The 14829-nt window shown below is 53.7% G+C and carries 15 protein-coding genes and 1 riboswitch; of the genes, 9 read left to right on the forward strand and 6 right to left on the reverse strand.

The genetic code is table 11. From position 1 onward, the window contains the following. The first annotated feature begins 45 nt into the window (after nt 1-45). Nucleotides 46-450: a hypothetical protein gene (locus tag EI42_RS13570; RefSeq protein ID WP_111322835.1), complete on the forward strand. Its 405-nt coding sequence runs from the start codon at nt 46-48 to the stop codon at nt 448-450. Here the strand turns inward: EI42_RS13570 and EI42_RS34345 are convergent. Then, nucleotides 447-578, reverse strand: coding sequence for a hypothetical protein (locus tag EI42_RS34345; RefSeq protein WP_281278844.1), 132 nt, complete (start codon nt 576-578; stop codon nt 447-449). The two genes, EI42_RS13570 and EI42_RS34345, sit on opposite strands and share 4 nt — an antisense overlap. Nucleotides 579-790: 212 nt before the next feature. Next, the gene (locus tag EI42_RS13575; protein WP_111322837.1) at nt 791-1573 is read right to left on the reverse strand and encodes a phosphorylated adapter RNA export RNA-binding domain-containing protein; all 783 of its coding nucleotides are present in this window, start codon (nt 1571-1573) and stop codon (nt 791-793) included. A 320-nt stretch (nt 1574-1893) separates the two neighbouring features. Next, nucleotides 1894-2044, forward strand: a riboswitch (FMN riboswitch). Nucleotides 2045-2455: 411 nt separating this feature from the next. Here EI42_RS13575 and ribA point away from each other — a divergent pair. From ribA to EI42_RS13590, 3 genes are read left to right on the forward strand one after another with little or no spacing between them, the layout of a single operon-like run. Further along, nucleotides 2456-3667, forward strand: coding sequence for a GTP cyclohydrolase II (ribA, locus tag EI42_RS13580; protein WP_111322839.1), 1212 nt, complete (start codon nt 2456-2458; stop codon nt 3665-3667). Between the two features lie 10 nt (nt 3668-3677). Next, nucleotides 3678-4145 (forward strand): 6,7-dimethyl-8-ribityllumazine synthase, encoded by a 468-nt coding sequence (gene ribH, locus EI42_RS13585; RefSeq protein ID WP_111322841.1) that lies wholly within the window; start codon nt 3678-3680, stop codon nt 4143-4145. A gap of 16 nt (nt 4146-4161) precedes the next feature. After that, nucleotides 4162-4863: a riboflavin synthase gene (locus tag EI42_RS13590; RefSeq protein ID WP_170142602.1), complete on the forward strand. Its 702-nt coding sequence runs from the start codon at nt 4162-4164 to the stop codon at nt 4861-4863. Here the strand turns inward: EI42_RS13590 and EI42_RS13595 are convergent. Next, nucleotides 4799-5482 carry a LamG domain-containing protein gene (locus EI42_RS13595; RefSeq protein ID WP_111322845.1) on the reverse strand — a complete coding sequence of 228 codons (684 nt, stop codon included), beginning with the start codon at nt 5480-5482 and terminating at the stop codon, nt 4799-4801. The two genes, EI42_RS13590 and EI42_RS13595, sit on opposite strands and share 65 nt — an antisense overlap. Before the next feature lie 286 nt (nt 5483-5768). Here EI42_RS13595 and EI42_RS13600 point away from each other — a divergent pair, with 286 nt between their 5' ends. The 4 genes from EI42_RS13600 (at nt 5769) to EI42_RS13615 (ending at nt 10159) form a co-directional block, all read left to right on the forward strand. Next, the gene (locus EI42_RS13600; protein ID WP_111322847.1) at nt 5769-6200 is read left to right on the forward strand and encodes a nitroreductase family deazaflavin-dependent oxidoreductase; all 432 of its coding nucleotides are present in this window, start codon (nt 5769-5771) and stop codon (nt 6198-6200) included. 283 nt (nt 6201-6483) lie between these two features. After that, nucleotides 6484-7923, forward strand: coding sequence for an amino acid permease (locus EI42_RS13605; protein ID WP_111322849.1), 1440 nt, complete (start codon nt 6484-6486; stop codon nt 7921-7923). 225 nt (nt 7924-8148) lie between these two features. Next, nucleotides 8149-9012, forward strand: a complete 864-nt coding sequence (locus EI42_RS13610) for a hypothetical protein (protein WP_111322851.1) — start codon at nt 8149-8151, stop codon at nt 9010-9012. A 190-nt stretch (nt 9013-9202) separates the two neighbouring features. Beyond that, nucleotides 9203-10159 carry a hypothetical protein gene (locus EI42_RS13615; protein WP_111322853.1) on the forward strand — a complete coding sequence of 319 codons (957 nt, stop codon included), beginning with the start codon at nt 9203-9205 and terminating at the stop codon, nt 10157-10159. Here EI42_RS13615 and EI42_RS34875 read toward each other — a convergent pair. Continuing rightward, nucleotides 10130-10342, reverse strand: a complete 213-nt coding sequence (locus tag EI42_RS34875; RefSeq protein ID WP_428843953.1) for a hypothetical protein — start codon at nt 10340-10342, stop codon at nt 10130-10132. The two genes, EI42_RS13615 and EI42_RS34875, sit on opposite strands and share 30 nt — an antisense overlap. Nucleotides 10343-10467: 125 nt before the next feature. Between EI42_RS34875 and thiC the strand changes: the two genes are divergently transcribed. After that, nucleotides 10468-12240, forward strand: a complete 1773-nt coding sequence (gene thiC / locus EI42_RS13620) for a phosphomethylpyrimidine synthase ThiC (RefSeq protein WP_111322855.1) — start codon at nt 10468-10470, stop codon at nt 12238-12240. Between the two features lie 58 nt (nt 12241-12298). On the opposite strand, the gene EI42_RS13625 is transcribed toward thiC, so the two are convergent. After that, a complete protein-coding gene (locus tag EI42_RS13625; RefSeq protein WP_170142603.1) occupies nt 12299-13270 on the reverse strand; it encodes a neprosin family prolyl endopeptidase in 972 nt (323 codons plus the stop codon). 201 nt (nt 13271-13471) lie between these two features. Continuing rightward, complete coding sequence (locus EI42_RS13630) at nt 13472-14650, reverse strand: S53 family peptidase (protein WP_211326161.1); 1179 nt, start codon at nt 14648-14650, stop codon at nt 13472-13474. Nucleotides 14651-14829 lie beyond the last annotated feature (179 nt).

The following is a 14829-nucleotide window of genomic DNA, read 5'->3' on the forward strand; positions in this document are numbered from 1 at the left end:
TGCCTGCTGCTCATCTGGCTGGTCGAGAAGACACCGCCAGCGGGGTTGATTGTTCCCGGGGTCACGTTCGCGCTGCTGGTCATCTGCTTCTGTACGATTCTTGCGTTGGTCCAGCGGACCGGACAGAGAATCACCTATATGATCGACGACAACGGACTTCATCTCTATAGCGGCAAGCAGCCACTGGAGCCAGGCAAACCAACCCGGCTCAACGGCATCGTCTTTCATCAGACCATTCCATTGAGCCAGATTCAGAGCACATCAAAAGTGGCAACCACCGGTAGCCTGCTTGGTTGGGGCACCAAAGATGCCGGCCTCCGTCATCGCTTTCGAGATTGTGTTCTGTTGACAATCAGGTCAACCGCAACCTACAGGTATCATTTCTATATCAGCCCTTCCAATGCATGTATCAAGATTGTATTTCAAGCCATCGAGAGCAAACTGCGTTAGCGGATGCCCCAGTAAATACACTTGCTCGCCAGCCACTCTATAGGCGTAAACAGGCCAGGGGCGATCTTTTCTCCAGCAATATTAATAACCGGGTCAGCCGCTGTCATGCGCTCCGTTTCTTGATCCATCTTTTATCCTCAGTTGAGAGAACAGGAAGCCCATGCCACTTGTTGCGAGCATGGTTTCCCTCGCAGGCGATGCAAATGATCTCTCTATACAACGATATCCGGTTTCAGTTCGCAAGAAACCTCACGAGGACAGCGTCTGTAAGCCCGGGCTGCTCTGGTTGACAGAATGCAAACCAGAGCAGCGCTTCTCAACGGGGTTCTCGCTACTGGCACTATTTGCCGGGCTGCTTTGCTCGTTGAGCGCTTTGCAGATTCTTCGTGGTTGTATTAGAAGCAAAAACGGCAATATTCTTCATTTGCTCATCGAGATGGGGATAACCTTCAACAATCAAGACATCGTCCTCATCCTTAATCGCGTCCGCGACCTTACGCCACTGTTTCTTACTGATGAACAAAGTATAGCTGGTAGTAGGTTGAGCCGGAACCGGCAACCCTTTTGGCAAAGGCGGAATCTTCGCTGCCTGTAGCGCTGTCATCACAAAGCTTCCCCGTTCAATTACTCGCCCGGGACGTCCTATTACCGTAATCTTCACCGTTCGCACCTGCCCTTTCTCTACCGACGCCAGATCTCGAAGCGCGCCAAACCGTGTCTCCCAGGTTATACCGGGTACTGTAGTTGAGGCATCTTCATTGTCCTTGCGAGATGCACCTTGCCACATAAAAATTTTCCGAAAAATTTCAGGAGGGATCTGTTGCCGGACCAGATGGAAGAAAACCCCTCCCGGTGTCCGTCTGCGCGAGCCATCCGGCAGCATCAAGCCACCATCAGCTTCAACACGCTGCGTCTCATCCAGGGCTCGCAACGCATTCTCAATCCCCCAGAGCCGCACAATCTTTTCGATCTGGACGCGAGGTGTTTTCTCGGTTTCGCCCAGTTTCTCGGCAATCATTGCCGCTACTTCCAGTCTCCGACTCTGCTGAACCGATGACGTTGCTTGTTTGCGCTGTGGATGAGGCGCATTTCCCTTACCTCGTGGTCGTTCCGCTGATTGCATGAGTTCCTCTCTTCCACGCTTGCCAGAATGATCTGCTTCTTAACCAGCTACAAAGATTGTACCGTTTCACAAGTTCCTTGTCAAAGGGCAAGTACTTTTTGTACATTCGACTTTGGCTTTAACTTTTTCGCGTTTTCTTTTTCGATTCGCACAAGCAAACCCATCAGGAGGCAGTCCGCTCTCAGCAGCGACGGAGCGCCTGCCAGCTCGCAGGGAAGATTGAACTTTTTCTACTCAAAGTGTTTTTCGTGCCAGACATCTAGCAAAACACAGATTTTTATGGTATCTTAGAGATAGTGATTCTCTACAATTGAATATAGTAATGTCTTCGGGGCAGGGTGAGGGACATGAAACTCCCAATTCCCGACCGGTGGTACAGCCCACGACCTGCTTGCATAGTCTCTGTGCATAGTAGCTGACCTGGGGAAGTTCCAGGGCCGACGGTGACAGTCCGGATGGAAGAAGGCAACTCACACAGTATGCTCTGCTGTGTTCTCTCTGACATGCAGAAGCCGTACCACGGCGCTCTCTCTGCAAAACGGGTATCATCTCAACGCCCACAAACACCTTTCCTTCCATCCCCTTTGTTGCTCGCTTTCCCTGCTGGCTATCATCCCGATTTCATGTTGATGCAGACCACGTTCGTACGTACATACGGACGATAGGACGCTATGCCTTTCTGCGCTGAAGCGCGTTCTCGTATCGGGGGTCTCCCGGCCCGGGAACACCTGTCTACTGAGAAGTTGGCCCCTTCGCTGGCAATTCGTTCAGGAGGTAGTGCTATTGTACTGTTGCCAGTATATAAGCGATGCGAGATCAGGGCAAAACAGGTAATTATTGAAAAAGTGAAGAATTGCAGCGATACAATATGGAGGAGAGAGAATGAATACACCCTTTATTAGTGTGCGAGATGCAATTGATGTTGTTCGTCAAGGAAACATGATTCTGATCTGTGATGACGAATCACGAGAAAATGAGGCTGACCTGTGTATAGCTGCACAGTTTGTCACTCCTGAAGTAATAACATTTATGATGCGCAATGCCTGCGGCTTAATCTGCGTCGCGCTGACTGGCCAGCGGCTGGACACGCTTCAGCTCCCCGTCTTTGACCAATCAGACCAGCCCCTTCAGGGAACGGCCTTCACGCTCTCAGTTGATGCTCGCCACGGGACAACAACCGGTATTTCAGCCCACGACCGCGCGCGAACGATCCGGGTGCTGGTTGATCCTGCCACCCGACCGGAGGATCTGGCACGCCCCGGACATATCTTCCCCCTTCGGGCCGCCACTCAAGGGACACTGGAACGACGCGGGCATACAGAAGCGTCTGTTGATTTGATGAGCATCGCCGGGCTGGAAGCGGCTGCCGTCATCTGCGAGGTCCTCAACGAGCATGGTGAGCCCGCCCGCGGCGAGGAGCTTCACCGGCTGGCTCAACAGTGGAATATTCCTGTTCTTACCGTTGAGGCAATCGCCAGCTATCGCCGTCAGCAGCTTGTCAGCCCCGTTGCATCGACCAGGCTCCCGACACCTTTCGCGACCTTTCAGGTCACCGATTACCTTGAGCATCGGACCGGTCAGCACACCCTGGCGCTGGTACTCGGCGATCTGCACGCTCCCGATGCAGAACCACCGCTTGTACGCCTGCATTCTTCCTGCCTGACCGGCGACATCTTCGGCTCACAGCGCTGTGACTGTCAGGCTCAGCTTCATGCAGCCATGCAGGCGATCGCCGATGAGGGACGTGGTGTCCTGCTCTACCTGCCTCAGGAGGGCCGCGGGATTGGCTTGATGGCAAAGCTACAGGCCTATGCTTTGCAGGATCAGGGCCATGATACCATTACCGCCAATGAGCGGCTCGGTTATCCTGCCGATGCGAGAGACTATACATCTGCACTTGCAATCCTCCATACGCTTGGGGTAAAGCGAGTGCGTCTGCTGACAAACAACCCGCAGAAGCTTCAGGCGCTGGCGCAGGGCGGTATCGAGGTAGAGCGCGTCGCTCTCGAAACCACACCCACACCGCATAACATCACCTATCTCACTACCAAGCAACAGCGTATGGGCCACGCACTGACGATGCTTCATGGATAAGGAGTGATAGATGAAACACATGCTTCCACCCACACCGGATAAAAACGGCTCAGGGCTCTCGATTGGCATTCTCGTTGCTCGCTACAACTGGCCAATCACCGGGGCAACTCTCGCACTGACCTGCGAGGAACTGCAGCGGCTCGGGGTCGCGGAGCACGCCATCACCATTCACAGCGTGCCCGGTAGCTTCGAGCTCCCTCTTCTCGCCCAGACAATGCTACAGAGTAAGCGGTATGACGCGCTGATCTGCATCGGCTGCGTGATGAAGGGTGAGACAAGACATGACGTTATTGTAAGCGACGCAACAGCTCAAGGTCTGATGCGGCTTGCACTGGACTACCAGCGACCGGTGATTCTGGGCGTGATGTGCGCGGAAACACAGGCGCAAGCCGAGGCACGCATTGAACGCGGAATCGAATATGCTCGCGCTGCAGTCGAGATGGCGCGGGCACAACAGCATCTACTTCACAATAAATAGCGAAATGGAGGAAAGAATGTTTTCAGGAATTGTCGAGGAAATCGGGATCATTCAAGAGATCACAGCAACCAGTCTGACCATTCAGGCACAGAAGGTGCTTGCCGATCTTGAGGAGAAGGATAGCATTGCGGTCGATGGCACCTGTCTTACCGTTATTGCTCGGGGTGCCACCTCCTTTACGGTCGAAACGGTTCCCGAAACGGTACGCCGCACACGGCTCCGCAGCCTTCGTCCCGGAGATCGAGTCAATCTGGAACGCTCTGTGCCCGCCAGTGGCCGCATCGGAGGGCACACCGTGCAGGGCCACATCGAAGCAACCGTTCGCGTTCGCTCTGTGGAAATAGACGGTATCGCTCTGCTGGTTGCTATCGAGTTACCGGAAGCACTGCGCCCTTACGTAGTGCCAAAAGGCTTTATTGCGTTAAACGGCGTCAGCCTGACAGTAATCGAGGTTTTCAGCGATCATTTCACTATTACCCTCATTCCTTATACCCGGGAACATACGAATCTGGGAGAGGTACAGCCGGGCACTCTCTTAAATGTTGAAACCGATATTCTCGGGCGCTATGTTGTCCAGTACCTGGCGCTTCAACAAAAAAGCGAACCTGCTGAAGTCCTCTTCCCTAATTTAGCAGAATCTCGGTCCCTTCAGGCTACTTATATTCGTATACTCGAAAATCACTCACTCGCGCGACAATGCGGCTGCACTCAAGCGTGATTTGCTTCTGAGAGAGCTGCTTTGATTGGATACTGGTCGCTCCGCTCATCCGTCTTTCATTGACCAGAAACTCGACCCGGGGACCGCGCACCTCCACCCGATAGGTACGCCACTCGTCTCCGGGCTCGAAATCAAATACCTGCGGCTGCGCGGAGCCCATGTTCTCCTGCGGCTCTATCAGCGTTTCCATCAGAGGATGCACCGCATAGGTATGACTATCTCCGGCCAGCAGCCCCAGAACCTCAGCAGTATATCCGTCCTTCTCTCCATCTTTCGCCGCTGCAAGTCGATAATGCCCGCCATTTGCAGGCACCGAGACAACCTGCAAGCGAAACTCTATCGCGTAATCGGGCGTTTTTGGCGTATAGGGAAGCGTAATCGAGAGATCAGGCAGAACCTGCGTCTCCAGATAATTCTTCACCACCTTCCACCCTTTTGAGGGCTTCCATTCATCCAGCCCCTTCGACCAATCGGCTGTATACACCAGTTGGGCGGTCGCTACATGTTGGGTTACTGTCGGCGTCGCGCCCGTCTGCGGGGCCGAGCCAGACGAGCAGGAGAGAAAAAACAGGGAGAGAATCAGGATAAGCCCGCAATGCAAGCGGTAGATCTTGTTCAAGCGCACTGCTCCTTTCATACGGCCATGCTTTATACAGGTAGAGTGGATGAGTGAAACATGCGCTAAGCGCTTCATTAGCTTCACTATTCTTACAAAGAAATACGTATCTTCAATGGAATATCTTTCATCAGCCATCATCATTACAATTATGCTTCTCTATTCCTCTTTTTGGCTTCATAATGAAAAACATGTAGAGAGAAATCGTACTCTGTTACTGGTCCTTCAGCGAGAACGTTCTAAGAATTGAGAGGAATGCACGTTTTTTCAGCCACAAAAGGAGACAGCAATGCAACGAAAGTACAGGCTCTCATTCTGGCGCAAAGCAGTCAATCAGATTGCCATACGGCTTCTCAAGGCAGGGATTCCGCTTGGCACAACCTATCTGCTTACGGTCCGGGGCCGGAAAAGTGGCTTACTACACACCATTCCTGTCACGCTGGTCGAAGAAGGTGGACGCCGCTGGCTCGTAGCGCCCTATGGAGCTGTCAACTGGGTGAAAAATGCCCGTGCTGCTGGCGAGGTGACAATCTCTCGGGGCAAAGAGGGCACCACCTATCGCGTCAAAGAACTGGAGCCCGCTGAGGCCGCGCCAATCCTGAAACGCTATATTCAGCGCGTTGGCATCGTACGCCCCTTCTTCTCTGCTACGTCAGGTGCTCCCCTCGCCGCTTTTGAGGCCGAAGCAAAGGAACATCCGGTCTTCCTGTTACAGGCCTGATCCTCAATTTTCTCGCCCTCTCAGCCAGGAACACGGCTCTCACAGCTTGAATAGGCTTCAACAGATGAGAGTATATACGATTTTACCATTTTCTATGAATAGGATGGGAAAGAACGCAACAATACCAGAGATAAGATGCACCATTTCTGAAACTCAATCTCAGCCAGATGACTTATAATAAGAAAGGGTTTCTCGTCACAGGTGATCAGCATACCTCTCTCCTTTGACCTGACATCAGCAGAGAACATCGCACCACAACACTACAACTGGAAAGTGAGCAACTATGAGTGTATTGTTGCGAAAGAAAGATATCGATGTATTACAGCAAGAAGCTGAGCATGAAAAGGATTTGAAGCGTAGCCTGGGCCCCTGGAGCCTGACCGCTCTTGGTCTGGGCGCGATTATTGGCGTCGGCATATTTGTGCTAACCGGCGTTGCAGCAGCGACACAGGCCGGTCCAGCCGTGATTATCTCTTTCATCATCGCGGGCTGTGCAAGCGCGGCGGCTGCGCTCTGTTATGCTGAATTTGCAAGTTTGATTCCCGTCGCGGGCAGCGCCTACACCTATAGTTATGCAGTGCTTGGTGAATTGCTGGCATGGGTTATCGGCTGGGATCTGTTAATTGAGTACACCCTTGTGGTTTCCTCCGTGGCAATCGGCCTCTCAGGCTATTTCAACAGTTTGCTATCAAGCGTTGGTATTCAGCTTCCAGCCGCCATTTCTGGCGCTCCCAGTACGGGGCCCGGACGTGTTGTTGACCTGTTTGCCATCCTCTTCTGTCTCTTTACCGCATGGCTGCTTACCCGAGGGATTAAAGAGAGCGCGCGCTTCAACACGGTTGCCGTAATCATTAAGCTGACCGTTGTTGTTGTCATCATCGTTATCGGGGCGTTCTTTGTGAAGCCCGAAAACTGGCACCCCTTTGCGCCGTTCGGCTTCTCAGGCATCATGGGAGGCGCGGCACTGGTGTTCTTTGCCGTTTTTGGCTATGATGCGATGAGTACAGCAGCCGAGGAAGCGAAGAATCCACAGCGGGACATCCCCTTTGCCATTCTTGCCTCGCTTGGCATCGCCCTTGTTTTCTACATTCTGATCAGCCTGGTACTGACCGGGATCGTGCCCTATCAAACACTTAACAACTCGGCTCCGGTTGCCAACGCGTTCCAGGCGATTCATATGCCCTTTGTCTCTACCCTGGTCTCAATTGGAGCGCTGGCCGGCATTACAAGCGTGCTCTTTGCCTTTATGCTTGCTGCGGCACGCGTCTGGTTCGCGCTCAGTCGGGATGGGCTCCTGCCCTCCTGGTTCGCCAAAACGCACCCCGTCCATAAAACGCCCTATCGTCCAACCTGGCTGCTCGGTATTATTACAGCGGCGGTTGCGGGCTTTACGCCGATCGCAGTTGTCACTGAGCTGGTCAATATTGGTACATTGAGCGCTTTTATCATTGTCTGCGCCTCAATCATTATCCTCCGGAAGCGGCGCCCTGACCTCAAACGCGGCTTCAAAACGCCACTTGTGCCACTTCTGCCGATTATCGGAATAGGCTTCTCGCTCTGGCTGATCCTGAGCCTGCAACCGATCACCTGGCTTCGTTTCGGCATCTGGCTGGCAATTGGCCTGCTGATCTACTTCCTGTATGGCATTCGATCAAGCAAGCTGGCACGAAAACAGGAAACCGACAGCCCAAAAGCGGCCGAGGGTATTCCTGACACCGTCTAGCTGCTTGCCAGAAAACAGCTCTCTTTGTGAAATCCAGGTCGCGATTGTTCTCTGCTGTTCGTTCATTCCGGTAGGAACTGAGGCTCTTCGGGCACTCCTGAAGGGCCTTTTTCTTTCCATTCAACTTTATAGCAGGAAAAACGTATATTTCTTATAATTCTACATTTCTATAGTCCTATATCGCACCCGCTTCAATCAGTATTCTGCTTCTACTGGAGAAAAAACATGCGCCAAGTACAACAACAGAGCGAGCAGCCCGAACAGCGACAGACAAAAGGCTTCGATGCATTCCAGGTATGGTACGCGTACAGGCACATCAATTATGCAGTGCTGTATTTCTTCTTCCTTACACTCTTGCTTACCATGATCAACAACACTATTCTTTCATACTTCGTCTTCTTTGCCTGGCTGTTGCTTCTCTTCTTGATTCCACTGGGAATTGTCATCTATCTCCATATTCGCTCGTTTCAGGTTCAAAAGCGGATCGATTTTTTACGCTCTTCAGCCCCTCACACACAACGCATCCTGGAGCCGCAACCTCTCCCCGATGCGCATGTGCTTCACCCACCACTGATAGTACGCATGCGCTTTCACTGGTTTGCATGGCTCTCCGGACTCCTCGTCTGGCTTGGCCTGGTGTTCATACCTCTGATAACCCAGTTCGGGCCAACCATCGCTGGCTTTTTTCTCAACTTACCACTTGGGCTTGGTCTGCTGGTCCTCTTACTCGCACTCTACGTTCTGGACCCCTTCCGCGGTCCCTTGCTCTATCCCTCATTCACGATTACTGAGAGCGGCATCACGGCACACTACCTCTGGCATAGGGCCGTGACCATCAGATGGGATGAGGTGCGCTATTTCGCCCTGACCGGTTACAAAACAAATGCCGCAACCGAAACCTATGAACTCAGCGACGGAACCCATACGATTCGCTGGCGCAACCCATTCAGCCATAACCTCTCTTTCTATAAACCGACCATGTCGCGTGAGGAGTATGAACGGTTCTTTCGGGATCTTCCGGCCTTCATTCGGGCCAAAACGGGCCGCCCACTCCTTGACCTGCGCTTTCAGAAATTCTTTCTCTGGTAGCGACTACTCTTTTTCTAGTTTTACATCCTTTACACTTTTCTCAGCTTTTTCTATAATAGGAGTAGCCTTTTCTACAGCATAAACAGAACATACCTGTGACCATACGTCATTCACCCTGCGCTTCTACTCAACTGCCAGAGCAAGCGAAAAGGCAAGCCGAAAAGTACAAGGATGTCAGGAGATTCTAGAAATGATACGCCAGCACACCGCTCAGGACGGCTCTCCCCTCAGCGGCTTCGATCCCAGCAAGAAAAGCGCCCGGCTTTCCAGCTATTTCCTGCTTCAGCTCGCGCTGCTCTTTGCACTCGCCTTTCTCGTAATGACACTGGATATGTATCGGTCCAGCGGGCCCCTTGCTTTTATTACGTTCAGTATTCTTTTACTTGCGCTCGTGCTTATCATCATTTATTTTAATAGCTATAACAGGAAAAGACTACAGAAGCTCCAGCAGGCACGCGCGTCAGCACTCCACTCACAGCGCTATCTGGGGCGGCTACGGCCTCTCGCCGAGCAGGAACGGCCGGCTCTCCCCTGGACCCTGCCACAGCCGCCAGACAGCATACTCTTTATCGTTGTTCCTCTCCTTGCAGTCGCCAACACCTTCCTGTTATATCTTGTTACGCTTCCGCTCCCGGTATACACATTTGTCGCTGTTATGCCACAGATACAGGCGACGTTACCGTATGCCCGCACCGCGCTGCTGCTCCTCACACCGCTGCTTTTCATCGCGAATATTCCACTTTTTCGCAGTATCAAAGCGTACCGCTATCCCGCACTGGACGTCACCAACGATGGGATCGTTGCACAGTATCCCGGCCAGCGCATAATTACCATACCGTGGCATGAGATCCACTATGCCGCGCTTATCATTGACCCGCACTACCCCGGCTTCACCTTTCTTGAAATCAGCGATGGAAGCAACGCAATCGATCTATGGAGCCCTATGAGCCCATTCTTCCTTCTCTCAACAAACCGCATTCAGAGCTATCTCAAGCAGGTGACATACCTCTTTCTCCTGATAGAAGAAAAGAGTGGCAAGCGGCTGCTGGAATTGGAGCTTCCTTCCAAAAAGCAACCAAACAAGGACTACAAGAGTCCGCTAAAATATGGTATGCTACTAGAAGAGCGTCATGACGACGCCAGATAACGTCACAGGTAACTGGTTTGCTAGGGGAGCGAGAAGCTGAGAGGCGGGATCAAGCCCACCAACCCTTTGAACCTGATCTCGGTAAGTCACACGGGCTTTTCGGTCGCGTGTGGAAGACGAGCGTAGGGAATGCAACCATACGACGAAGGCCATGTCTGCTGGCTCGACGATGGGAGCGTTCATGGTCTTTTCTTTTTGCCTGAACGCACCACTCGATCAACAGTATTGCTTCGTCTACTCCTCCTTGCAGCCGGTAACCGCCATTGCGCTATGCTCACAGGCATAGAAGCGACAAATGGAGGGTACACATGCCGGAACATTCTTTTCAAGCACAGCAACCTTTTCCCGGTAGTCGCAAAGTCTATGTGCAGGGACCACGGCCAGACATTCGAGTCCCGATGCGCGAAATTCCCCTTACTCCTACACCGAACCGCACTGGCGGCGTGAGCGAAAATGCACCGCTGCGCGTCTACGACACGAGTGGCCCCTATACTGACCCCAACGCCCACATCGACATTTATAAGGGGCTCCCGCCACATCGCCGCGCCTGGATTCTTGAGCGAGGCGACGTCGAGGAGTACGAGGGGCGGGCCGTTCTCCCGGTCGATAACGGCTACAAGCCCGGTGACAGCCGCGCTCACGATGCGGTGTTTCAGGGCACGCGCAAGCCGCTCCGCGCGAAACCCGGACGCACCGTTACCCAGATGCACTATGCCCGCCAGGGAATCATCACACCCGAAATGCAGTACATCGCCGTGCGCGAGCAGCTCGACCCGGAATTCATACGCTCCGAGGTAGCCCGTGGACGCGCCATCATCCCGGCCAATATTAACCATCCCGAAAGCGAGCCCATGATTATCGGACGCCATTTCCTGACCAAGATCAACGCCAATATCGGCAATTCGGCGGTCACCTCCTCTATTCAGGAAGAGGTGGAGAAGATGGTCTGGGCGACACGATGGGGCGCTGATACGGTGATGGATCTCTCGACCGGCAAAAACATCCATACAACACGAGAATGGATCATCCGCAATTCACCGGTTCCCATCGGCACGGTGCCTATCTATCAGGCGCTCGAAAAGGTCGGCGGCAAGCCTGAAGAGCTTACCTGGGAGATCTATCGTGACACCTTGATCGAGCAGGCAGAACAGGGCGTCGACTACTTTACTATTCATGCGGGCGTCCGGTTGGCCTATGTACCACTTACCGCTCGTCGTGTGACCGGGATCGTCTCGCGTGGTGGCTCGATTCTGGCAGCGTGGTGCCTGGCACACCATCAGGAGAACTTCCTGTACACGCACTTTGAAGAGATCTGTGAGATCATGAAAGCGTATGATATCGCCTTCTCGCTTGGTGATGGATTGCGTCCCGGCTCGATTGCCGATGCAAACGACGAGGCCCAATTTGCCGAACTGGAAACGCTTGGCGAGCTGACCCGCATTGCGTGGAAACATGACGTGCAGGTCATGATCGAGGGCCCCGGCCACATTCCCATGCACCTGATTCGGGAGAACGTCGAGAAGCAGATGGAGCTCTGTCAGGAGGCACCATTCTATACACTCGGCCCGCTGACAACCGATATCGCGCCGGGCTATGACCATATCACCTCGGCCATTGGAGCGGCTATGATTGGCTGGTTCGGGACGGCAATGCTCTGTTATGTCACGCCCAAAGAGCACCTCGGGCTGCCAAACAAGCAGGATGTCAAAGCGGGCGTCATCGCCTACAAGATCGCTGCGCATGCCGCCGACCTGGCAAAGGGCCATCCAGGCGCTCAGCAGTGGGATGACGCCATGTCAAAGGCACGTTTTGAGTTCCGCTGGCGTGACCAGTTCAACCTGTCGCTTGACCCTGAAACGGCGCTTGCCTATCATGATGAAACGCTTCCGGCAGAACCGGCAAAAACCGCGCACTTCTGCTCGATGTGTGGACCACGTTTTTGCAGCATGCGCATTACCCAGGATATCCGCGACTATGCGCAGAGCAAGGGGCTACAGCCCTCACAGATCATCACTGTGGGCATGGCTGAGAAGGCACGAGAGTTCCGGGAAAAGGGAAGCAAGCTGTATCAGGAGCAATAGCAGAAAAGAAGGGAAGCTTCTCGCCTTGAGGAGCTGCCCTTCGCTGTGCTGCGGCAGGCTAGCAGCCGGGACCACCATAGCGGAAAGCGTTCGGCTGCTGAATCCAGCCATAGTCAAAACAGGAGGTCTCGCCCGCACTGACATTGACATTGGCGGTAACGGCTGTATTTGCCGTGGTATAGACATACATCGATTGAATCCGCGCTGAGCCATTCTGAGAACCGAAGATCCCATTCCCCATCTGAGTGTGTGAGCCGCCGCCAGAAGCGACCTCACCGAACCACTGAAGCTGTGTTGTCTTGCTGAAATCCTCACCCTTGCTGGTCCAGATAGAGTCAGGGAAATAGCCAATCCAATCATTATCGTAGTTCAGCCACCAGTTCCCCTGATAGTGGTAGATCGCATAATGATGCAGCGAACCATCGCTCGCAAGCTGCATGCCGGGATAATGGGCATTGGACACCTGCACAAAGCCGCAGCCATTGTAGCAGTTCCCCTGATCGTTGACCCACGAGAAAACAAACAGATGCGGCTTGTCGTCTCCATTGTTCACGGCCCGATCAACCGTCCAACCGATCTCAACGATCTGGCGACCATGTGGCCCATAGTTCAGTGCTGCGATCTCGGCCAGGGTGTGGTAATCCTGCGAGCTCAAATAGGGCTGATGCTGCGTAAAGTCCGCCGGGGTGCCAAGCGACTCGACATTCTGAATGCCGGTCACATAATGATAGCCCGCGCTGATAGTAGCCTGCTGAGGCATCGGGGGCGCATGCTTACCGGACTTCTTCGCGACCGGTTGCGGGACCTGTCCTGCCGGGCAGATTGGCTTTGCGGCTGGCTTCCTTGCGCTTGTCTGCTTGATATCTGTCTGTACCCGAGGAAGCGCTACCTGAGGTGCTTTGACACAGGTATACTCTTTCTTCACGCCTGTCTGCTCACTTCGGGCAAAAGCAGTACCGAAGCACATGAACAGCAGACAGCAGGTCAGAACCAGGACCAGAAACACACGAGAACCTGGTTTCTGTCGCATCGTAGAAGGACTCCTTTCCAACGGTGCATGTAATATCCTTTCCGTCATTCTCTTCCCCGTAACAGCACAACATGCGTCTATTTTTCGGGAAGAGAACGGAGCAAGATCAGGTGTCGTCACAAGCGCTGCGTTTCGCAGAGTGCCAGCACGCGCGCTTTCCGTGCGTGGAGAAGGTTGCCTGCCCTCAAGCAAGCGAGCGCGTTAGAAGGCGCCTGTTCCGTTCGGCGTTCCCAGACCAGTCGGACCATCATAGCCAGTACCGGCTGTACAGAGATACTTCACCGAACAGGAGCCATTGCTTCCACTGACAATGTCAAAGAGGCTGCCAGTATGGCTGTAGGGATAGGAGCCATAGGTGATACTGGACGTGTTGCCAGCCAGCGCGTACACCGCCGCGATAATCGGAGCTGAAGCACTGGTCCCACCATAGACCGCCCAACCATTGCCACCATACGTGTTATACACCGAAACGCCGGTGTAGGGATCAGCAACCGCAGAAACATCAGCGATCGCGCGTTTATTGCAGCCTGTGTCCTGCTGCCAGCTCGGCTTAGGAACATACTTGCTACAACCGCTTCCGGCACCGTTCCATGCTGTTTCCGTCCAGCCACGGGAGTTACTGGCACGTTTCAACGAGGTACCACCGACTGCCGTCACATACTGTGAGGTAGCCGGAAATGCCGTACCATAGCCGCTGTCACCCGTGCTGACCGTGATCGCCACGCCGGGATGCTTGAAGTACGTCACCTCGTCGGTTGTCTCCTGCCGATACTCAGAGCCACCATAGCTGTTGCTGACCGCTACCGCACCCAGGCGAACAGCCGTATTCACTGATGCGCCAAGATCTTCCATATAGGCAGAGTCGGCTTCCACCAGCAGGATATGACAATTCGGACAAATAGCACTGACCATATCCAGGTCAAGGGCGATCTCACCGGCCCACCCCGAATCGGGCTGGGGGTAGTTGGTGCCGCCGTTCTGATCGACCTTCTTGAAACAGCCGTTTGCCGTCGTGCAAGGCGGCAAGCCAAACTGTTGCCGATAGACCGCTAAGTCCTGCTCGGCGTTAGGGTCGTCATAGGCATCAACAATAGCAACCGTCTTACCAGCACCCGCTGTCGACGATGGCAGTTTGTAGGCCGACTGCAAATCAGCCGGATTCAAGCCCTGTGGACCGGCAGCGAGCGTCTGAATGTCGCCCCCCTCCAGGCGCAACGCCATACAGTGAGCATAGCGAGGCGCAACCTCTCCACAGACTTTTGTTACATGCTTGCGGGAATTTGTCGTTTGAGCGCTTGCCCCTTGGGTCAGTACCAGGCTACAGAGCAAGACACCCAGAATGGAGAACACAAAGGTAGAGGATCGTAGGATTCGTTTCACAGCATGTCCTTTCTTTCCTGCATCCTTGCTGGCAGGAACAACCTGTGATAACAGTAGAAAATGCGAGATGCGCTCTGCAATCCGCTGAGGGCAGGCAACAAAGGCAGACGCAAAGCCGATCGCATGTACCTCATTGCAGTTCCCAGGTACATGCTCGGTTCCTCGCCATTTCCTTGAGA

This window comes from Thermosporothrix hazakensis (assembly GCF_003253565.1).
In the GTDB taxonomy this organism is placed as follows: domain Bacteria; phylum Chloroflexota; class Ktedonobacteria; order Ktedonobacterales; family Ktedonobacteraceae; genus Thermosporothrix; species Thermosporothrix hazakensis.